We start from the raw sequence: 19,680 nt of genomic DNA on the forward strand, positions 1-19,680 counted from the left end.
GTCCATAAAATCGTTTTCAATGTAAAACTTATTCCCCAATGTTAATGCGATAGACTTCTGCAAACGTTTGTTGGCCAATAGTCGCCTTAATAGCAACTACGTAGGATTCGTTTAATATTTCTTTAATTGGCACAGCTGAAAGTACCTGACGACGCGTACCGGCGAAAACAGGTTTTGCCGCAAGCTTGCCGCTGGCAAGAGCCCCCAGGCCATCAACCGTCATTGTTTCCAGGTCGAGTTTCTTTAGAATGTCGGCGTCAGAACCTGCATCATTTGCTTTCATGGCTATGAAGACACCTTCTGGGCGCACATAGGCATTACCTTTGTTGGCAATATCAAAAACAAACTGCAACTTGATAGGATCAAAGTCCATTCCAAGCAGCTCCGACTCACGCTTAACTTCACCAAAATAAGCATAAATCGGCACACCAACATTAAATTTGTAATTAAGTCCCTTACCCTGATCATTGAGCTGACGGAAAAAAACCATCGCTCGATGCTCACCATCCTCAGGTTTTACTCTGGGGCGCACAGCCAGTCGGACAGTCTGCTGGCTTTTAGCAGGAATAGTCAGGCGAACAGGATTTATAATCAGCCATTGATCGAGGCTTTGTTCATTAGGGGGTAATGCTCGATAATTATTATTGGCGTCAAAATCCCAGTTTTGTATATAGACTTCTACCTGCATTGGGCTACTGCCAAGGTTCAGTACCGTAATACTTTCTGTCGCTTTTTTCTCTGGCGACATTTCAATTCGTGATGGTGAAATCGCTAACTTTGGTTCTAAATTTTGAGCAGCAATAGCGCTTTCCGATAAAAGAAGAAAAAGCACAAAGGCCAATATTTTTAGCAGGATGAAAGGGTGAGATTGAGGAATCATAGCGGGCTCTAATTTGTTCTGAAGACTAAATACAGTCTATCAGCGCTTGGTTACCGTTCCAATTATCATAAATACTAACCGATAGATTTGATCGATAATTACCCGACTCGTTGGCCTGGCTGACATCAACGGTCAGTCTCACTCGACCTTCAGCTGACAGTAACTTGCCACTACCCTGTTTATATTCAAGGTTGGTGACGATACTTTCAACATTAGTCACAGTCAGGCAGGAGTTTGGACCACTGCAAATTTTATTGTCACCAATCGCCAAACCGCTAAAAACAAATTGGGCTGTTAAAAAACCTTTAAAGCCACCACCACTGGTAGCTGTGGCTCTCCACACCCAATCACTGGTATCAGTTGTGACAATGCCATTAAAGTTTGCGTTTACATCAGCGGCGATATTTAAATCAATTGGGGTACCAATCGTTACCTGGCCAGTTTTGGTGGTATTGATACCAATGGATTGCGAAGCACTATTGTTACCTGTTCCAGCCAAGTCACCACGTCTAAGCTGAATGGATAATCGCGATGATTCACAACGGGCTGTTTCCTGCTGTGCAGCGCCAGCTTTACCAGCGCCCAGTAGACTGATCGCCGTTATAATGCTTAAGACAAAAAAAGCCGAACAACTCATGCTCGGCTTTTTTGCACAGGCAAACATTTGAATAGACCTGCAAACTCGATATTAAGAGCCTACTACAGTGATTGTGTAGCTAGCGCGCACGTTGTTAGTGCTGATTTGCGATAAGTCTAAATCAAAAGATACAGAACCAGTTTGTAGTGAAGCAGAAGGTGTAGTGATTTGCTCAATAGCAAGGTTGCCAACTGGTGCATCACTACCATTGTCAACAATAGTTGGTGACAAAGCAGTGTAACCGAAGCTACGAACACCCCAGCTATTGTCCAATGTAATGGTTGGATTAGTACCAGCAGCATTGTTAGTGAATGCAAGGTCTACTGAACCATTGTTAATAACACCTGATTTTGGAGCAGTATCAGCTACTGAACAGTCATCAGCTGTACAGTTAGAATCTAGTAAAGGACCAAACTGATCAGCAGTCATGGTCAAATCAATGTCTGTGTATCCATAAAGAATCACAACGTTTGGTAGCGCGATGTCTACATCAACGTCTAGTGAAGCTGCATTGGTAACAGGAGCAGCTACGAAAGCTGGCAATAAACCAAAAGCTAAAGCAGTTCTTTTCAAATATTTCATGGGAGATAACCTCTATCGAGTTCGAGTTGTGCGAACTGTATCACAAAAATAAATAAAAGATCGAGTCAGATCCGCATTACTTTTTGTATGAATTTTGTACCAATGAATTGATACATTCTGATACATTTTAAAAAAATCAACTGGTTACATTTTAAACAGAGCAATGCAGATATGACTTAGAATTTCTTTAAATTTGAATTGCTTAGAACAAATAACTTGACAGGATTAAGTATAAAAAAACGACCCTTCTGGGTCGTTAAAAGTTATGTACAATTATTACTATTATAAGAACAATTGAGTGAAACTCAGGAATTCGATTTAGTCTTTGCTGAGCTCAAACAGCGCTTTAATTGCTACCAGTAAAGCTGCTGAACCGACGAAATAGCCGATATTGTGCATGATATTTCCGATCATTTCGCCAACCATTGGTAGAGTGTCTAATGAATATGCTGACATCATGAACGCGATTGCAGCAATCAGGAAGCGACGAGTTTCACCACCTGAAATATTCAAAAAACCAACAACCAAACCTAATGCAGCTAATACCCAAGGAAACCATTCAACATTAACGAATGCTCCAATTACCGCGATGACCAGGCCAGCTAAAAAGGCTAAAGTACCGATTTTCATAGATTACCCCCATTTGTATTGATGTTTTTGTTACATATATGTTGTGTTAGTACAACGTTATTGTTAGCAAATCTTGTAACCATTGCTACATTAGCAGACTTTTTCTTGAACACAAGTCGTACCAGTTAGCCAGCCAGTTCAATTTAAAGTTGCCTTAACAGCACAGTCTTTCTATGCTTAGCCCAACTTTAATCAATTGTGCATCCATGCCTCAGTCAAAGCCCATATTAAAAGTCGCTGTTCCCACGCCATTGCGCCGTAGTTTCGATTACCTGGTGGGCCATCATCCAGTTCCGCCCATTGGTTGCAGAGTACGCGTGTCTTTTGGACGCCAGCAGCTTGTCGGTATGGTAGTTGCACATACTGAGACATCATCGACACCGCAAAACAAACTCAAACCTATACTGGAAGCCATTGATAGCGAGCCTTTACTACCGAACCACCTATTCAACTTGTTAGTGTGGGCAGCTGACTATTATATGCACCCCATTGGTGATGTTTTTACTACCTGCCTGCCAAGTCTGCTGAATAAAGGTGAGCCGGCAGAACTGGAACCCGAGTATTGCTGGCAGCTTACTGAAGCTGGCGAAACCGCCTTTCCTGACTTAAATAAGAACGCAGTCAAGCAGCACAAGATTCTGCTTTGGGCAATCGACCATCAAGGGATAATTCAGGCCTCCGATCTCGAGCAACTAGAGCTGATTCCCAGCCAGCTTAAGCCATTAATCGAAAAAGGCTGGTTACAAAAAGAAGCCATTAAGCCAACTCCAACATCTCATACCCAAATTTCTAGAGCGTTAGATTTAAATCCTGAACAACGTCATGCCGTTGAATCCATGCAAAAATCCATTGGTCAGTTTCAGGGGTTCCTGCTGGATGGAGTCACCGGTAGCGGAAAGACAGAAGTGTATTTGCAGCTGATTGAAAAGGTCTTAACCAATCAACAGCAAGTTTTAGTGCTGGTTCCAGAAATTGGTCTGACACCGCAAACCGTGCAACGATTCAAGCGCCGATTTGACTGTGACATTGCCATGTTACATTCAGGACTGACTGACCGGCAACGTTTAAACATTTGGCTAAAGGCGAAGCAAGGACTTACTTCAATCATAATTGGTACTCGCTCGTCTTTATTTACCCCCTTTGCAAATCTAGGCCTGATCGTAGTCGATGAAGAACATGATGTTTCCTATAAACAGCAGGAAGGCTTTCGTTATTCAGCGCGTGACTTAGCTATTCTGCGTGCCAGAGACGAGCAGGCTCCAGTGGTCCTGGGTAGCGCCACCCCATCAATGGAGTCAATGCATAATGTTAATCAGGCAAAACTAATTCACCTGACATTGCGCAAGCGTGCAGCCAATGCCAAACCGCCTCATATTAAGGTTCTCGACATACGCCAACGCCATCTTAACAATGGACTATCGCAACCATTGCTAGAAAACATGCAGCACCACCTTGATAACGGTAATCAGTGTCTGGTTTTCCTGAACCGACGTGGTTTTGCCCCAAGCCTGATGTGTCATGGCTGCGGCTGGATAGCAGACTGCCAGCGTTGTGACAAGCATATGACACTCCATTTACAGCAAAAACGGTTGCATTGTCATCATTGCGATAAACAAGTGTTTATGCCTAAGCAGTGTCCAGAGTGTGGTGCATCGGATTTATTTCCTGTAGGACTGGGAACAGAGCGACTTGAGCAGGCCTTAATAAAAGCCTTCCCTAAAAAAAAGGTGGTCAGGATTGACCGTGACAGTACCCGACGGAAGCAGGCCATGCAGGATTATGTGACCGCCATCAAAAATAATGAAGTCGATATTCTGGTTGGTACTCAGATGCTAGCTAAAGGGCACCACTTCCCTAACCTGACCATGGTTGCCGTGGTAGACATAGATGGTTGTCTCTTTAGTGCCGACTTCAGAGCGACCGAAAGAACTGCACAGCTATTAACTCAGGTCGCCGGTCGGGCAGGACGCGCAGATCAGCCCGGCGAAGTGGTGATTCAGACCCATCACCCCGAACACCCATTGCTACTAAACCTCTTTACCCAGGATTATCAGTCTCTTAGTCAGCAGATATTAGCTGAACGCGAGGCAGGCATGTTGCCCCCCTATGCCTCAATGGCATTGTTTCGTGCAGAAGCTACGACTTTGCAATATCCAATGGAGTTTTTAAAGGAGGTCAGCCAGTCATTGCGTCAGATAGCTGGTCTGGATTGCTTTGGCCCCTTTCCTGCGCCGATGGCCAAACGCGCCGGTAAAATGCGGGCACAGCTTTTGTGTCAGGCACAACAAAGAGGTTTAATTCAGCGAGCACTAAAGTCCGTAATATCCAATATTGAACAACTACCCAGTTCTCGCAAAGTTCGCTGGTCAATCGACATCGACCCTCAAGATCCTTTTTAATATGAGCCGTTTCCGTCCCGGTATCACACTTTATTCTCTTTCTCAGTTGGCTAAGTTACCAATACCACATACAATAACCGCATTGCCCAATGGGCCCTATAATTGACTTTACCATTGATAATTTTTTAGCCGCACTGTTACTAAGAGTATAAGAATGACCAAGGATTACGCCAAGAAACGTAAAACAGCACGTAAGAGCAATAAACGCAGCCCTAGACAAAACTCATCTTCTCGTAAGCCGCTTTCCCCGATTCTGGTTTTCGTCGGTGGCGTTCTAATCACCTTATTCGCGGTATTCCTGTGGGTTCTAGTAAAAAAGCCTGAAATCATAAAAGAAGTGATTCCTGTAAAAGAACAGGCTGAAAAAGTTGAAACGAAAGAATCTACAGCTGCTGAGTCAACTGAAACTGAAAGTTCAGAACCGAAGTTCACCTATCACGAGACTTTGACCAATAAAGAAATCAAAGTTGACTCAACTCGAGTGACAACAACCGACAGCAACAAAACTTATATTATGCAATGTGGCGCCTTCCGCAAACAGGATGATGCTGAGTCCATGAAGGTTGAAATGGCTTTCATTGGTTTTCAGGCCAATGTGGAAGAAAAGGATGGATGGTACAGAGTTCGCCTGGGTCCATACAACTCCAAACGTGCCGCAGAAAGTGACCGTCATAAATTACAGGATAATAATTATCAGGATTGTCGGATTTGGTGATCTAAACCAAAATCTTTTACTTACAAAGTTCATTTAATCTGTAGAGCCCGAAGCATTCGGGCTTTTTTCTTTTTTGAACACCTTCTACAATTGGCTTACTTCTCCTTGAATTTACTGCCCCAGCCCCCATCTAGCCACTATTGCCAAGAATAAGACTGAATCCGGAGAATATTTTGGAACAATATCGTGGAACGACTATTTTATCTGTGCGCCGCAATGGCACTGTTGTCATTGGTGGCGATGGCCAGGTGTCGCTGGGTAACACCATCATGAAAGGGAATGCCCGCAAAGTACGCCGCCTCTATAACGACCAGGTGATAGCAGGCTTTGCTGGCGGAACCGCAGATGCCTTTACCCTGTTTGAGCGCTTTGAAAAGAAGCTGGAAGCCCATGGCGGCAAGCTGATGCGCGCAGCCGTCGAACTTGCTAAAGACTGGCGAACTGATCGGGCATTGCGTCGCCTGGAAGCTCTACTTGCGGTGGCGGATAAAGAGAACTCTCTGATTATCACTGGTAATGGCGATGTGATTCAGCCTGAAGATGACCTGATTGCTATCGGTTCCGGTGGCCCGTTCGCACAATCTGCCGCCAAGGCTCTGTTACAGAAAACCGATTTGAGTGCACGTGAAATTGTTGAAACAGGCTTAACCATTGCCGGTGATGTCTGCATTTACACCAATCACAACCAGACCATTGAAGAGCTTAGTTATTAAACAGCTTTTGCCGGTATGCATAACTAGTGACTAAACCAGAATTAAAGAATTTACAAAAGAGTACAACATTATGTCTATGACACCTCGTGAAATTGTCCATGAACTGGATAAACACATCATTGGTCAGAAAGATGCTAAACGCTCCGTGGCCATCGCCCTGCGCAATCGCTGGCGTAGAATGCAGGTCAGCGAAGAGCTGCGCAACGAAATCACTCCCAAAAACATCCTGATGATTGGCCCTACCGGTGTGGGTAAAACTGAAATTGCCCGCCGCCTGGCAAAATTGGCCAACGCCCCCTTTATTAAAGTCGAAGCTACCAAGTTCACTGAAGTGGGCTATGTCGGTCGAGATGTCGAATCCATTATTCGCGATTTGGTCGATGCTGCTTTTAAAATGCTTCGTGAGCAGGAAATGGCAAAGGTTCAAAACCGTGCTCAGGATGCAGCTGAAGAAAAAGTTCTTGATGCACTATTACCTCCTCCTCGCAAATCCAGCGACAGTGACTGGGATCAGCCAGCAGAATCTCAGGATTCTTCTGCCCGTCAGATCTTCCGCAAGAAATTGCGCCAAGGCGAGCTGGATGACAAAGACATTGAAATCGATGTTGCCCAAATGGCGGTTGGTATCGATATTATGGCTCCTCCTGGTATGGAAGATATGACCAGCCAGCTTCAGTCAATGTTCCAGAGCATGTCACCCAGCAAAAGTAAAAAGCGTAAACTTAAAGTTAGAGATGCTCTGAAAATGCTGACTGAAGAGGAAGCTGCCAAACTGATTGATCAGGAAGAACTGAAGATTAAGGCGGTAGAAGCAGTAGAGCAGCACGGCATCGTCTTTCTTGATGAAATCGATAAGGTAGCCAAACGTGGCGAACATAACGATGGCGGTGTTTCCCGTGAGGGTGTGCAACGAGATCTGTTACCTCTGGTGGAAGGCTGTACCGTCAATACCAAGTATGGCATGTTAAAAACTGACCATATTCTATTTATTGCCTCAGGTGCATTTCACCTATCAAAACCGTCTGATCTGATTCCGGAGCTGCAGGGCCGTCTGCCAATTCGTGTCGAACTGCGAGCTTTAACACCTGATGACTTTAAACGCATCCTGACCGAACCGGACGCAGCTTTGACCAAACAGTATCAAGCACTGCTTGAAACTGAAGGCAAAAAGATAGAGTTTGCAGAAAGCGGTATCGCTAAAATCGCAGAGTATGCATTCCAGGTTAATGAAACCACCGAAAATATTGGCGCTCGCCGCTTGCATACAGTGATGGAACGTCTGCTAGATGAGGTTTCCTTTGACGCCAGTGAGAATTTGGAACCCCTGATCATTGATGATGCTTATGTCACTAAGCAATTATCGGAATTAGCTGATGATGAAGATCTCAGCCGTTTCATCCTCTAGCCATTAATACTTTCTATGAAATAAAGCCCGACCAAATTCGGGCTTTATTATATTTTTTAATTGAATTAATCACTCAACATATTGATTCTCAACACTTTTATTACCCATTAGATTTTTAAGTGCAAAAAATAGAACAATAGAAACTATCTAAGATAAATACAGAAACCTTCTAAAATCTTATATCACTTCAAAAGTAACTTACCAAAAAAGCATAAACGCATTGAAACCAAGAATTGTAGCGATAGTAAACACTAACATTATAAATTGTATTTGTTTTGTAACGCTCTGTACAAATTAGACAGCCGTCAAAATTTACTTATCAAAACCCCTTAAATGCATAAATTTTATTGTTCCGAAGTAATAATTTTTAGTAGAGTCCTAGAGCCTCGATCTTCGAGGACAATAAAATAAACAACACTAAGGGGTGTTTTAACATGAAACTAAACCAAGTAGTCGCAGGTGTTTTGCTGGCGACGGGCGTAACCGGCGCATATGCTGGTGAGTTCAAAGCAGCAGCTCAACCTGAAAAAGCCGTAAAAGGACAATACATTGTTGTTCTAAAGGATGATGCGGTGACAGCTAATATGGGACTATTTTCTAGCAATGCTTCAGAGCAAGCTATTGCTATGGTAAGCGATAACTTAAGCCGTAAATATCAGGCTCAAGTTCAGCGCACATTTACCAAAGCCGTTAAAGGCGGTGTATTCAACATGTCTGAGAAAGCTGCACAAAAGCTTGCTCAGGATCCTAACGTACTTCTAGTTGAGGAAGACCAAATCGTTAGCATCAATGCTACTCAAAACAATGCCACTTGGGGCCTTGACCGCATTGATCAGCGTAACCTTCCGTTAAGCGGTTCTTACACTTACAACACAACTGCTAGCAACGTAAACGCATACATCATCGATACCGGTATCCTAGGCTCACACAGTGAGTTCAGTGGTCGCTTTATGGGTGGTTATGACTTCGTTGATAACGACAGCAACCCAAATGACTGTAATGGTCACGGTACGCACGTAGCTGGTACTGTTGGTGGTTCTACTTACGGTGTTGCAAAAGGCGTTAAGCTTTATGGCTTAAAAGTCCTAGGTTGTAACGGTAGTGGTACTAACTCTGGCGTAATCGCTGGTATTGACTGGGTTGCAAACAACCACGTTAAACCTGCTGTTGCCAACATGAGTTTAGGTGGCGGTGCTTCATCTGCTACTGATAATGCGGTTGCAAACCTTGTAGCTTCTGGCGTAACAGTTGCAGTAGCTGCTGGTAACGACAACAGCAACGCTTGTAACTACTCTCCAGCTCGTGAGCCAAGTGCAATCACTGTAGGTTCAACAACCTCTAGCGATTCACGTTCAAGCTTCTCTAACTACGGTTCTTGCTTGGACATCTATGCTCCAGGTTCTAGCATCACTTCAGCTTGGTCAAACGGTGGTACTAATACTATCAGCGGTACTTCAATGGCCTCTCCACACGTAGCTGGTGTTGCTGCTCTATACTTAGCAAACAACCCAAATGCGACTCCTGCTCAAGTTGAAGCTGCAATCGAAAATGCTGCAACTTCAGGTAAAGTAACCGATGCTAAATCAGGTTCACCAAACTTGTTATTGTACAGCTTGTTTGACGGTTCAACTCCTCCACCACCACCACCTCCAGGCGGTAACGAGCTTGAAAATGGTGTATCTGTAACTTTCTCAGGTGCTCAAGGCTCAGAAACTGACTTTACATTTGACGTACCATCAAGTGCTTCAAACGTAAGCTTCGATATGTCAGGTGGCACTGGTGACGCTGACATCTACGTTAAATTTGGTAGCGCGCCTACTACTTCTAGCTATGACTGTCGTCCATACCGCAATGGTAATACCGAGTCTTGTGACTTCACAGCACAAACAGGTACTTACTATGTAATGGTTCGTGGTTACACTAGTTACTCTAACGTTAACCTAGTAGCAACTCACGATGGTGGCGGTACTAACCCTCCTCCAGCAGGCGGAAGCGCAACTCTTGAAAACCTATCAGGTGCTTCAGGTAGCTTCACTCACTACTATGTTGATATTCCTGCTGGCATGAGCAGCTTGAATGTTCAAATGAGTGGTGGTTCAGGTGACGCAGACTTGTATGTACGTCGTGGTTCACAGCCAACTACTTCAAGCTACGATTGTCGTCCATACCGTTATGGTAACAACGAAACTTGTTCTTTCTCTAATCCAGCACAAGATCGTTGGTACATCAGCATCCGTGGTTACTCATCTTACTCAGGTGTAACTCTACAGGTTGACTGGCAATAATTATCGCTCACGCGATAACTTAAAAAGCTGACCTTCGGGTCAGCTTTTTTATGCCTGCTGATTTATATCAGTTTACTCAACTTTTGAGGCCACAAAACTCCATATAACTTTATAACCCCCGCACTTATTTCTGTTACAATCGAGCCAACTTAGCCCGTAAAGCTTATGCGATATGCCGCAAACAGGTTCTCCCATACCCACAGCCATCAAGCTGCATCAAAAAAGCCAACAACTCGAGGTTGCCTTCCCCGGCAATACTTATTTTCTGCCCTATGAGTATCTTCGGGTATTTTCACCTTCGGCAGAAGTCAGAGGCCACGGCAATCAGGAAATGACCCTAATTGGCGGTAAAAAGAACATTCAGATAACTAACATAGAAGCGGTTGGCCGGTACGCCATCAAGCTTACCTTTGATGACGGACATGACAGTGGGCTGTATACTTGGCAAACACTTTATGAACTCGGACGCGACCAGCAGACCAACTGGCAACAGTATTTGAAGCGACTGGAAGCCGCCGGACTGACCCGCAGTAAAGATAAATCGGTAAAAACTTTCAATCCAAAGCACAGCGATTAATTAACAAAGCCCAATACTATGACAGAGCACGACAAGAAAACCTCGGATAATACGACCCATTTTGGTTATCAGACCGTTGAGAAAAGCCAGAAGGCAGCAAAAGTTGCTGAGGTATTTCACTCGGTAGCTGCCAAATACGATGTAATGAATGATCTCATGTCATTCGGTGTGCACAGAGTGTGGAAGCGTTACACCATAGAACGCGCGGCAGCGCGCACCGGCCAGACCATTCTTGATATAGCGGGCGGCACTGGTGATCTCACTGCTAAGTTCTCAAAAATCGTAGGTCCAGGCGGTAAAGTGGTATTGGCAGATATCAATGAATCGATGCTTAAGGTTGGAAGAAACAAACTGGTTGATAGCGGCATCGTGGGTAATGTTGAATATGTTCAAGCTAACGCCGAGTGCCTACCTTTCCCGGATAATTATTTTGATCGCATCACGATAGCTTTTGGTCTTCGTAACGTTACCGAGAAAGAAAAAGCTCTTGAGTCCATGTATCGTATTCTAAAGCCAGGTGGCAAGCTATTAGTGCTTGAGTTTTCTAAACCAGTATTGCCGGCCTTATCTAAAGTATATGATGTCTACTCTTTCTCTCTACTGCCAGCAATGGGAAAAGTTGTCGCCAATGACTCAGAAAGTTATAAATATCTCGCAGAGTCGATTCGCATGCACCCCGACCAGGAAACTTTGAAGCAGATGATGTCAGAAGCCGGTTTTGATGAGGTTGAATATACGAACTTAACGGGTGGCATTGTTGCTCTGCATATTGGAAAAAAATACTAGCCACTTCGTTAAATAAAACAACATATGATGATATCGCTATTAACACCTCCCATCGAATTGCTTGTCAATCAGGCAATCAAGCTTGATCCAGATGCACATTCTCGGCTTGAGTCGCTGGAAGGGAAAATCATCAAGATCATTCTTACCGATATTAATAGCGACTTTTATATTGTTATTGAAGATGGTTTGATTTTGGTTAAGGCTGAGCTGGACAAAAACCCCAATGCCGAATTAAAAGGCTCAGCAGCCAATTTCTTTAACTTAGCGATGAGCGAAAAAGGTTCCGACTCAATTTTTAAAGGTGAAGTTCACTTTGCCGGCGAAATTGGTACTGCACAAAGTTTCCAGAATTTCTTCAAACAACTCGACATTGATTGGGAAGAGCATTTATCGCAGTATACGGGAGATATTCTGGCTCATCAGATGATTAGCAGCGGCAAAAAAGTTGGCGACTGGTTGCAAAAAACAGTAAATACCGCAAAGCAAAATTTCAGTGAATATATTCGGTTTGAGGCGAAGCTTTCTCCCGCTTCAATAGAGCTTGAAAACTTTTATGATGCTATTGCGGATCTCAAATCGGATGCCGAGAGATTCAAGCAGAGAGTTGCTCGACTCTCTCAGAAAGTAGAACAAAAAGCTTCTGCGAAAAGCAATACCAATTAATCGCTATGAAACCAATTACGAGAAGACAGCATGAACGCCATTAGACAACTTCACCATGCGCTAAAAATAAACCGCACACTGGTTCACTATGGCTTGGATGAATTTCTTGCTCCAACTCCCCTGGCCAGGTTCAGACCGCTGGCTAAACTTTTCTCGTTGAGCTTGCGCCGTAAAGCTAAAGATAAATCACGAGGCGAAAGATTACGTTTGGCTCTAACTGAACTTGGTCCCATTTACGTCAAGCTAGGACAAATGCTTTCCACTCGACGCGACCTGGTTCCACCAGATATCGCAGACGAACTTGCAAAACTGCAGGATCAGGTCCCACCTTTTGATTCTAACATTGCCCGCTCAATTGTTGAGAAGCAGCTTGCCACAGCTATAGACGATGTATTTTCCAACTTCAATGATACGCCGCTGGCTTCTGCTTCAATCGCGCAGGTACACGAAGCTACTTTAAACAGTGGCGAAGAAGTCGTAGTAAAAATTCTACGTCCCGGAATTCGTCAAAAGATCATGCGTGATATGCAGATGATGCATTCTATGGCGCGCTGGGCTGAAAAGTATTCCAGCGAAGCTCGCCGCTTGCGAGTTATCGAAGTGGTTAAGGAATATGACAGCACCTTGGCTCGAGAAATCGATTTAAGAATTGAAGCAGCGAATACCTCACACCTGCGCCACAATTTTGAGAACTCCGACTTACTCTATGTGCCTAAAATTTACTGGGATTACACCCGAGTAAAAATGCTGGTTATGGAAAAAATATCAGGCATACCAATTGGTAATATCGAGGCTCTGCGTGCCAGTGGGGTGGATATGAAGGCATTGGCTGATCGTGGTGTAGAGATATTCTTCACTCAGGTATTCCGCGACAGTTTTTTCCATGGGGATATGCATCCCGGCAATATTTTCGTCAATGTAACCAACCCCAATGCCCCCCAATACATAGCTATCGATTGTGGCATTATGGGCACGCTGGACGAAAACGATAAACGCTATCTAGCTGACAACTTTCTTGCCTTCTTTGATCGTAACTACCGACGCATTGCTGAGCTACACGTTGAGTCTGGTTGGATTGATGCCGATGTTTCAATCCCTGAGTTTGAATCAGCAATCCGTGCCGCATGCGAACCTATTTTTGGCAAGTCGTTGGCGGAGATTTCATTTGGTCACTTCCTGATTCAACTGTTCCAGACCGCACGCCGTTTTAATATGCAGGTTCAACCTCAGTTGGTTCTTTTGCAAAAAACTCTTCTCTACATCGAGGGTCTGGGGCGTCAGCTCTATCCACAACTCGATTTATGGCAGACTGCACAACCTTACCTAAAACAATGGGTACGCGAGCAGATTGGTCCTAAAGCCATGTTCGAAGACATTAAACGTCAATTCCCTGACTGGCTGAACAAGGCACCTAAGCTCCCAGGGCTGTTGTTTGATAACCTGCACAGAGTTGGCCATTCACTGAATCAGTTCGAGCAACTGAAAAGCCAGTTTACAGAGCTTGAAAGACACAAGCTTCAACAGCAATATGCACTTAAACACGCATTTATTGGCGGCTCTCTGGCAATATTGAGTGGTATTAGCTATCTTGCGGTTCCTACAGACTGGTGGCCGGCTGCTATTTTGGGAGCAGGTGCTGGCTGGTTCTTGATTAAAAGCCTCTGGCCAACTAAATAACTGACCGCTTTTCAATTGCAACTAAAGGAGAAGTTATGAGCGACTGTATTTTTTGCAAAATTATTGCTGGCGACATTCCGAGCGATAAAGTTTACGAAGACGATAAGATTCTGGTTTTTAAGGATATTGCTCCTAAAGCTCCTACCCATCTGCTGATGATACCTAAACAGCACATACCAAGTCTGGCGGAAGTTAATGCAGAAGATGCCGACATTCTAGGCTACATGATGACCAAAGTTCCACAACTTGCCAAAGACGCTGGGCTAAGCAATGGATTCAGAACGATCATAAATACAGGTGATGATGGCGGTCAGGAAGTGTATCATATTCATATTCACATCGTAGGTGGCGGTGGTCGGCTGCCATTTGCATAAGCATTAACGCTTGAGGTAAAAGCATGAAACCTGGTATTTGGGAATTACTCATACTCTTAGTTATTATTTTGTTGTTATTTGGCACCAAAAAATTGCGCAATGCCGGTGGTGACATTGGCTCAGCCTTCAAGAACTTCAAAAAAGCAGTTAAAGACGAAGATAAGCAGGTCGAAGACAAGTCTAAAGATGCTGACTTTGAAAGCACTGAACAAAGCCAAAAACAAAACTCAGAGCAAAGCTCTGAAACAACAAACTCAAAAAAATAGTCCTCCTTTCTTAAGTTACTATGCCTTTTGATATTGGTTTCTTCGAACTATTGCTGATCGTGGTTATAGCCCTGGTGGTACTGGGGCCAGAGCGACTGCCCAAGGCCATGCATACTGTCGGTCGCTGGATCGGCAAAGCCAAGCGTGGCTTTAGCCAATTCAATCAACAAGTCACGCGTGAGCTAGAGCTTGAAGAAATGAAAAAGCGTATAGCCGAACATGAGAAAATGATCATGGAGCAGGCTGAGTCCGACGAAGAACTAAAACGCCTGCGCGAAGAAGCCCAGGCTACCATTGCCAAAGCTGAGCAGGCCTTAAAGCAAAGCGAACAGGCTTTAGCCAATGAGCAACAAAAACTAAAATCATCCACTGCTAATCCAGACAAGTCTTCCTGATGAGCCAAGATTCGGAACAACCACTGATAGCGCACCTGCTGGAACTTCGTAATCGCCTGTTACGGATTGTCCTGGTGATTGTCTGTATATTTATTGGGCTGGCATTCGTCGCCAATGAACTTTATCTATGGTTGGCTAAGCCACTGATTGAGCAATTACCCATCGGCTCCAGCTTAATAGCGACCGATGTCACCTCACCCTTATTTGCTCCCTTTAAGCTGGCGTTTGTAGCGGCATTTTTTATTGCTATGCCCTATGTTCTACATCAAATCTGGATGTTTATTTCGCCGGGGCTTTATCAGCATGAAAAGCGGTTTGCCATTCCATTACTGTTATCCAGTATAATCCTGTTCTACGCTGGTATCGCTTTTGCCTACTATCTGATATTTCCCATTATCTTCGGCTTTCTCTCTGGTATTGGCCCTGAAGGTATCAACTATTTACCCGATATCAACAGCGTTCTATCAATTGCACTCAAGCTATTCTTTGCCTTTGGCTTAGCTTTTGAAATTCCAATTGCTACCATGCTGTTGATTTGGTCAGGCATGATCAGTCATAGCTCCCTCAGTGACAAAAGACCCTACATCGTCGTTGCTATATTTATCTTTGCCATGCTACTGACACCACCTGATGTGATATCACAGGTACTGCTCGGTATCCCAATGTGGATTCTGTTTGAGTTGGGCCTCATCTTTGCCCGGGTTTATGCGCCAAAAGCTGCACAGTCTAATGAACAGGAGACAGCAGACGACTCCAACGTCTAAAGCAGGTTCTTATGAAGCAGTTGACCGCCAAAAGGCTCAAGTTAGTGATGAATCTCTGGCCTCCATTCTGGGGCTCAGGCATCAAGGTTCTTGAACTCGATGACAACTGGCAATACGCCAAAATTCGGCTACGAAAGTATTGGTTTAACCGAAATTATGTAAACACCCACTATGGCGGTGCGCTATTTTCGATGACCGACCCATTCTATATGCTACTGCTGTTGCACAAACTTAGCCGTGACTATGTGGTATGGGACAAAAAGGCAGAAATTAAATTTATCAAGCCTGGTCGTAAAGATGTTTATGCTGAGTTCAAACTCACTGAACAGGATTTACTGGATATTAACCTGCAGCTAAAAGATAAGGATGTCATTGAACCCGTATTTGAAGTCGATATTCACGATGAAGATGGTCAGCTTATTGCCAAGGTCTGGAAAACGATTCATATCGCTAAAAAGCAGAAAGATAAATAATACCTCCCAACAAAAAGCCGACTCTTTCCAGTCGGCTTTTTTACATTACAGATTACTCGTTAACAAACATCTCTTAACGAATAAAGTGCCATTCGGTCTGCCTACCGGCCAGATAAATTACCTGCTTGCCATCAAATAAGGCTGACTGTTCTAGCATAATTTGTACCAGCTGATTATCCCATTCAGGCAGCTTTACTTTAACATTGCCTTCTATGGCATAAGCAGTATTGGGATAGAGTTTACGATCACCTTTCACTGGCGTTGGTCCCTGGTTATCCCACATACCGATGGTAGGTCCTACCGCATGCCCAACAAAGCCTAGTGGATGCGTATAAGTACTGGATTTAAGCTTTTTCTTACCAGAGGCAATCTGAGTTGCTTGTAGAATCTCATTACCGGTGCGGCCCGTCTTAAACTGTGCAGTCAAAATATCCTGCCACTGATTGCCTTTCGCCAATGCTTCTTTTAAACCTTTTGGCACCTCATATTCTCCGAAGCGAGCGACATATCCCATCTCCTGTGTGTCGGTACATAGTTTCAAATAGCACAGTCCTACATCGGTATGGATGATATCGCCAGGCATGATGACGCGATCACTTCTACCGAAAAAAGGTGACTCAGGCTCATTACTGTCGCCCTTGCGCTGCACTGTCACATAAGGCTGGAACCAGGGTTTAACACCTAATTCTTCAAACCGCTCCCGGATATACCAGGCAACATCTTTATCGGTTGTCACACCAGGGGTAATCACTTTGGAGGAGAAAGCTTCGGCGATCACGCCACGGGCAATGGCCACAATCTGCGGATAAACTTCTTTTTCCGGTTCAGTTCGTGTCTCAAACCAGCGTACAACCAATTCTTCAGAGCTAACTACTCTCTTTTGGAGCTCCTCAGGCAGGTGACTCATTAAAGTTGAATAAAGCCCCTGTGATAAACCATCGGCAACGGCCCACTCTTCGCTGACATTAATACCAATTCTCTGTGGGTCATAGTCCTTAATGATCTCTACCAGTCGCTGCCACTGCTGCTCATCAGTACCACCCTGCCAGCGACTTTCATAAAAGCCGGCAATCGGATAACGGCTGACACTAAAGCGCTCGACACCGTCCTCATTTCTGACAAACACCAACAAAGTAGTACGCCGCGCTGCAAAGGTCGGCTCAGGAACCAAAGTATAAAAAAGCGCATCCTCACCATATTCCCGATTAATCACCAGCCACATATCCAGCCCTGACTCAGCCATCAACTCAGGTAACAGAATATCCAATCGATGCTTTAAGATCCGATTAATTGGCTCAGCTCTGTCACTGTGCGCCAGCACCTGTGGCACCTTGATGTTATTCACGCCCTGCTCGTAACTTTTCGCCTGAGCACCATTGCTAATAGCCAATATCAGTAGTACCGAAGCACAAAATCCAACTATCAATCGTAAAACCATTGTCATGCTTTTCCCCTAAAGTAATTTCACCTACTCATAAAGAACCGGGTAACCGTATCATAATGTGACGCTCTCACAGGAGCTTTTTATTTATCAATTACAACTACAAATGCACCTTATGTTAGCCCAGCAAGTATGTAGCGGTCACAAAGTAATAACTTTTTACATTTGTTTGTGGGATTAGTTCTTGTCTATCATCAGCTAGATAACGTAAAATGAATGAACATTCATTTCAAAAATTATCTTTATGCCCAAAAGAGCACAAATTCTTGAGGCAGGGATTCGTTTATTTGTTGAACGAGGCCTGCAAGGCACCTCCATGTCGCTTCTGGCCAAGGAGGCCAATGTCGCGACTGGCAGTGTCTATAACTACTTTGAAAGTAAAGAGCAGTTGATAAATGAAATCTTTTTGTATGTAAAACAAAAGGAAGCTGATTTTTTACTGGAAAATCACCGCCCTGACAGCAGTTACGAAGAGGCCATCAAGGCTCTTCTACGGGCTGGTATCCGCTTTATGCTGGATAATTGTCTGTATTTTCGCTTCAGTCACCTTTATGGGTTCTCATCCGCAATCGAAGATCAAACTCGTGAGAAATTGCATATCGTGTTTGAGCCTTTCATAAAATTGTACCAGGACGCAAAAGCAGCTGGAGTTTTAAAAAGTATTCGAATCCCCGACGTGAACATTCAGATTTACGGCGGTTTCAGTTACTTCATCCATTGGCAGTTTGTTAATCACAACACCGTGGATGAGCAACTGATTGAGGAAATGATTGAATTTGCCTGGGATGCAATCAAAAGTCCCACCAATACCCTTTAGGATTACTTTATGAACCAGAACTTTATTAAGAAAAGTTTTATGAAATCAAATTCCATGACAACACGCACACTCTTTAAAAGCACCCTTTTGGGTTTGTTTGTTTCAACCCTGACATTTAGCAGTCTTGCCGCGGAGCAAGGAAGCCAGCCAGTACCTGTTGAAGTTAGCACCGTTTCTGAGGGCCTAACTACCTTTACTCAGGACTTGCCTGGTCGAGTTAATGCCATCCGTACAGCGGAAGTTCGTGCCCGCGTCGACGGCATTCTGGAGAAGAGAGTCTTTAAAGAAGGCGACATGGTGAAACAGGGCGAAGGATTGTTTCACATTGATAAACGCCAGTTGCAGGCTGATGTACAGGCCGCTAAAGCAAATTTAAGCGATGCCATCGCCCAGCAAGAGCTTAACCAGCAAACCCTTGAGCGATACAGCAAGTTGCTCGAACTTGGCGCCGTCAGTAAGCAGGAGTTTGATACCTTTTCTGCACAGAACGAACAGGCCAAGGCTCGTGTTGAACTGGCAAGAGCTAACCTTAGAAATGCCCAGATCCAGCTTGAGTACGCAACCGTAACAGCACCAATATCAGGTCGCATCGGTCGTGCCATGGTCACCGAAGGCGCCTTGGTTCGAGCAGCAGAGTCAACTCACCTGGCCACAATTGAACAGCTCGATCAGGTGTATGTTGATTTCACACGCTCAAGCTCAGAAATGATGGAGTTGCGCAAACTATTCGAATCAGGGCAAAGCTCTAATGCCAGCTCATCAACCGTACAGATTTTCTATAATGACGGTACTCAATTCCCTGGTTCTGGAAAACTTGAATTTTCCAGCTGGTCAGTTGAACCCGATACTGGCTCGGTTCAATTAAGAGCAATTGTTGATAATCCAGACCATTTATTGCTGCCAGGCATGTTTGTCAGAGTGAAACTGCCAGTGGGTGAATCTGAAAGCCTACTCCAGGTTCCTCAGAAAGCTGTGACCATGTCAGCTAATGGCGCAACCGTAAAGTTAATCAAAGACGGAAAACTGGCAGTTCAGCCAGTTGAGTTAGGACCAATGGTCGGCCCTAACTGGGTGGTCAAAAGCGGTTTGCAACGTGGTGACCAGGTTATTGTAAGTAACACCCAATTTCTACAACCCGGAACTCCAGTCACAGCAATGAACAAACCTTCTGGCGCAGCCCAGAATCAGACTCAGGAGTAAT

Annotated in this window: 21 protein-coding genes; 16 read left to right on the top strand and 5 right to left on the bottom strand. The window is 44.4% G+C overall.

Going from position 1 to position 19,680, the window contains the following annotated elements:
- Positions 1–28 precede the first annotated feature (28 nt).
- The 4 genes from CW740_RS10500 to CW740_RS10515 all read right to left on the bottom strand — a co-directional run bounded on the left by CW740_RS10500 (position 29) and on the right by CW740_RS10515 (position 2,729).
- Positions 29–880, bottom strand: a complete 852-nt coding sequence (locus CW740_RS10500) for a fimbrial biogenesis chaperone (protein ID WP_106647450.1) — start codon at positions 878–880, stop codon at positions 29–31.
- 25 nt (positions 881–905) lie between these two features.
- Positions 906–1,517, bottom strand: coding sequence for a hypothetical protein (locus tag CW740_RS10505; RefSeq protein WP_227523851.1), 612 nt, complete (start codon positions 1,515–1,517; stop codon positions 906–908).
- Between the two features lie 51 nt (positions 1,518–1,568).
- Complete coding sequence (locus CW740_RS10510) at positions 1,569–2,099, bottom strand: hypothetical protein (RefSeq protein WP_106647452.1); 531 nt, start codon at positions 2,097–2,099, stop codon at positions 1,569–1,571.
- Positions 2,100–2,417: 318 nt separating this feature from the next.
- The gene (locus CW740_RS10515) at positions 2,418–2,729 is read right to left on the bottom strand and encodes a hypothetical protein (RefSeq protein ID WP_018624016.1); all 312 of its coding nucleotides are present in this window, start codon (positions 2,727–2,729) and stop codon (positions 2,418–2,420) included.
- A 206-nt stretch (positions 2,730–2,935) separates the two neighbouring features.
- On the opposite strand from CW740_RS10515, the gene CW740_RS10520 reads away from it, so the two are divergent.
- From CW740_RS10520 to CW740_RS10585, 14 genes are all read left to right on the top strand, one after another.
- Positions 2,936–5,128 carry a primosomal protein N' gene (locus CW740_RS10520; protein ID WP_188459674.1) on the top strand — a complete coding sequence of 731 codons (2,193 nt, stop codon included), beginning with the start codon at positions 2,936–2,938 and terminating at the stop codon, positions 5,126–5,128.
- A gap of 154 nt (positions 5,129–5,282) precedes the next feature.
- The gene (locus CW740_RS10525; RefSeq protein ID WP_106647454.1) at positions 5,283–5,843 is read left to right on the top strand and encodes an SPOR domain-containing protein; all 561 of its coding nucleotides are present in this window, start codon (positions 5,283–5,285) and stop codon (positions 5,841–5,843) included.
- A gap of 173 nt (positions 5,844–6,016) precedes the next feature.
- Positions 6,017–6,556, top strand: a complete 540-nt coding sequence (gene hslV, locus CW740_RS10530; protein WP_018624013.1) for an ATP-dependent protease subunit HslV — start codon at positions 6,017–6,019, stop codon at positions 6,554–6,556.
- 70 nt (positions 6,557–6,626) lie between these two features.
- Positions 6,627–7,961: an ATP-dependent protease ATPase subunit HslU gene (hslU, locus tag CW740_RS10535; protein ID WP_106647455.1), complete on the top strand. Its 1,335-nt coding sequence runs from the start codon at positions 6,627–6,629 to the stop codon at positions 7,959–7,961.
- 434 nt (positions 7,962–8,395) lie between these two features.
- A complete protein-coding gene (locus CW740_RS10540) occupies positions 8,396–10,246 on the top strand; it encodes a S8 family serine peptidase (RefSeq protein WP_106647456.1) in 1,851 nt (616 codons plus the stop codon).
- A gap of 172 nt (positions 10,247–10,418) precedes the next feature.
- Positions 10,419–10,823, top strand: coding sequence for a gamma-butyrobetaine hydroxylase-like domain-containing protein (locus tag CW740_RS10545; protein ID WP_106647457.1), 405 nt, complete (start codon positions 10,419–10,421; stop codon positions 10,821–10,823).
- Positions 10,824–10,841: 18 nt separating this feature from the next.
- Positions 10,842–11,609: a bifunctional demethylmenaquinone methyltransferase/2-methoxy-6-polyprenyl-1,4-benzoquinol methylase UbiE gene (gene ubiE / locus CW740_RS10550; RefSeq protein ID WP_106647458.1), complete on the top strand. Its 768-nt coding sequence runs from the start codon at positions 10,842–10,844 to the stop codon at positions 11,607–11,609.
- Between the two features lie 24 nt (positions 11,610–11,633).
- A complete protein-coding gene (locus CW740_RS10555) occupies positions 11,634–12,272 on the top strand; it encodes a ubiquinone biosynthesis accessory factor UbiJ (protein ID WP_106647459.1) in 639 nt (212 codons plus the stop codon).
- A gap of 30 nt (positions 12,273–12,302) precedes the next feature.
- A complete protein-coding gene (ubiB, locus tag CW740_RS10560; RefSeq protein ID WP_106647460.1) occupies positions 12,303–13,949 on the top strand; it encodes a ubiquinone biosynthesis regulatory protein kinase UbiB in 1,647 nt (548 codons plus the stop codon).
- Positions 13,950–13,984: 35 nt separating this feature from the next.
- Positions 13,985–14,323, top strand: coding sequence for a histidine triad nucleotide-binding protein (locus CW740_RS10565; protein ID WP_106647461.1), 339 nt, complete (start codon positions 13,985–13,987; stop codon positions 14,321–14,323).
- A gap of 23 nt (positions 14,324–14,346) precedes the next feature.
- Positions 14,347–14,589 carry a twin-arginine translocase TatA/TatE family subunit gene (tatA, locus tag CW740_RS10570; protein ID WP_106647462.1) on the top strand — a complete coding sequence of 81 codons (243 nt, stop codon included), beginning with the start codon at positions 14,347–14,349 and terminating at the stop codon, positions 14,587–14,589.
- A 20-nt stretch (positions 14,590–14,609) separates the two neighbouring features.
- Complete coding sequence (gene tatB, locus CW740_RS10575; protein WP_106647463.1) at positions 14,610–14,984, top strand: Sec-independent protein translocase protein TatB; 375 nt, start codon at positions 14,610–14,612, stop codon at positions 14,982–14,984.
- Complete coding sequence (gene tatC / locus CW740_RS10580; protein WP_106647464.1) at positions 14,984–15,748, top strand: twin-arginine translocase subunit TatC; 765 nt, start codon at positions 14,984–14,986, stop codon at positions 15,746–15,748. The genes tatB and tatC overlap by 1 nt, the downstream gene beginning before the upstream one ends.
- Before the next feature lie 11 nt (positions 15,749–15,759).
- Complete coding sequence (locus CW740_RS10585) at positions 15,760–16,221, top strand: DUF4442 domain-containing protein (RefSeq protein WP_106647465.1); 462 nt, start codon at positions 15,760–15,762, stop codon at positions 16,219–16,221.
- 73 nt (positions 16,222–16,294) lie between these two features.
- Here CW740_RS10585 and CW740_RS10590 read toward each other — a convergent pair whose 3' ends face one another.
- Positions 16,295–17,665 (bottom strand): M24 family metallopeptidase, encoded by a 1,371-nt coding sequence (locus tag CW740_RS10590; RefSeq protein WP_106647466.1) that lies wholly within the window; start codon positions 17,663–17,665, stop codon positions 16,295–16,297.
- Between the two features lie 241 nt (positions 17,666–17,906).
- Between CW740_RS10590 and CW740_RS10595 the strand changes: the two genes are divergently transcribed.
- Together CW740_RS10595 and CW740_RS10600 are read left to right on the top strand one after the other, a co-directional pair.
- Positions 17,907–18,479 carry a TetR/AcrR family transcriptional regulator gene (locus CW740_RS10595; RefSeq protein WP_106647467.1) on the top strand — a complete coding sequence of 191 codons (573 nt, stop codon included), beginning with the start codon at positions 17,907–17,909 and terminating at the stop codon, positions 18,477–18,479.
- A gap of 39 nt (positions 18,480–18,518) precedes the next feature.
- Entirely contained in the window at positions 18,519–19,679 is a 1,161-nt protein-coding gene (locus CW740_RS10600; RefSeq protein WP_227523852.1) for an efflux RND transporter periplasmic adaptor subunit, read from the top strand.
- Position 19,680 lies beyond the last annotated feature (1 nt).

This window comes from Kangiella profundi, from assembly GCF_002838765.1.
Classification (GTDB): Bacteria; Pseudomonadota; Gammaproteobacteria; order Enterobacterales; family Kangiellaceae; genus Kangiella; species Kangiella profundi.

What these genes read in the sequence shown, in the direction of transcription:
- CW740_RS10520 (WP_188459674.1), top strand. Translation starts at nt 2,936, where the DNA reads ATGCCTCAGTCAAAGCCCATATTAAAAGTCGCTGTTCCCACGCCATTG.
- hslU (WP_106647455.1), top strand. Translation starts at nt 6,627, where the DNA reads ATGTCTATGACACCTCGTGAAATTGTCCATGAACTGGATAAACACATC.
- CW740_RS10500 (WP_106647450.1), bottom strand. Translation starts at nt 880, where the DNA reads ATGATTCCTCAATCTCACCCTTTCATCCTGCTAAAAATATTGGCCTTT.
- CW740_RS10540 (WP_106647456.1), top strand. Translation starts at nt 8,396, where the DNA reads ATGAAACTAAACCAAGTAGTCGCAGGTGTTTTGCTGGCGACGGGCGTA.
- tatA (WP_106647462.1), top strand. Translation starts at nt 14,347, where the DNA reads ATGAAACCTGGTATTTGGGAATTACTCATACTCTTAGTTATTATTTTG.
- tatB (WP_106647463.1), top strand. Translation starts at nt 14,610, where the DNA reads ATGCCTTTTGATATTGGTTTCTTCGAACTATTGCTGATCGTGGTTATA.
- CW740_RS10590 (WP_106647466.1), bottom strand. Translation starts at nt 17,665, where the DNA reads ATGACAATGGTTTTACGATTGATAGTTGGATTTTGTGCTTCGGTACTA.
- ubiB (WP_106647460.1), top strand. Translation starts at nt 12,303, where the DNA reads ATGAACGCCATTAGACAACTTCACCATGCGCTAAAAATAAACCGCACA.
- CW740_RS10510 (WP_106647452.1), bottom strand. Translation starts at nt 2,099, where the DNA reads ATGAAATATTTGAAAAGAACTGCTTTAGCTTTTGGTTTATTGCCAGCT.
- CW740_RS10545 (WP_106647457.1), top strand. Translation starts at nt 10,419, where the DNA reads ATGCCGCAAACAGGTTCTCCCATACCCACAGCCATCAAGCTGCATCAA.
- tatC (WP_106647464.1), top strand. Translation starts at nt 14,984, where the DNA reads ATGAGCCAAGATTCGGAACAACCACTGATAGCGCACCTGCTGGAACTT.
- CW740_RS10555 (WP_106647459.1), top strand. Translation starts at nt 11,634, where the DNA reads ATGATGATATCGCTATTAACACCTCCCATCGAATTGCTTGTCAATCAG.
- CW740_RS10585 (WP_106647465.1), top strand. Translation starts at nt 15,760, where the DNA reads ATGAAGCAGTTGACCGCCAAAAGGCTCAAGTTAGTGATGAATCTCTGG.
- ubiE (WP_106647458.1), top strand. Translation starts at nt 10,842, where the DNA reads ATGACAGAGCACGACAAGAAAACCTCGGATAATACGACCCATTTTGGT.
- CW740_RS10565 (WP_106647461.1), top strand. Translation starts at nt 13,985, where the DNA reads ATGAGCGACTGTATTTTTTGCAAAATTATTGCTGGCGACATTCCGAGC.
- CW740_RS10600 (WP_227523852.1), top strand. Translation starts at nt 18,519, where the DNA reads ATGAAATCAAATTCCATGACAACACGCACACTCTTTAAAAGCACCCTT.
- CW740_RS10515 (WP_018624016.1), bottom strand. Translation starts at nt 2,729, where the DNA reads ATGAAAATCGGTACTTTAGCCTTTTTAGCTGGCCTGGTCATCGCGGTA.
- CW740_RS10595 (WP_106647467.1), top strand. Translation starts at nt 17,907, where the DNA reads ATGCCCAAAAGAGCACAAATTCTTGAGGCAGGGATTCGTTTATTTGTT.
- CW740_RS10525 (WP_106647454.1), top strand. Translation starts at nt 5,283, where the DNA reads ATGACCAAGGATTACGCCAAGAAACGTAAAACAGCACGTAAGAGCAAT.
- CW740_RS10505 (WP_227523851.1), bottom strand. Translation starts at nt 1,517, where the DNA reads ATGAGTTGTTCGGCTTTTTTTGTCTTAAGCATTATAACGGCGATCAGT.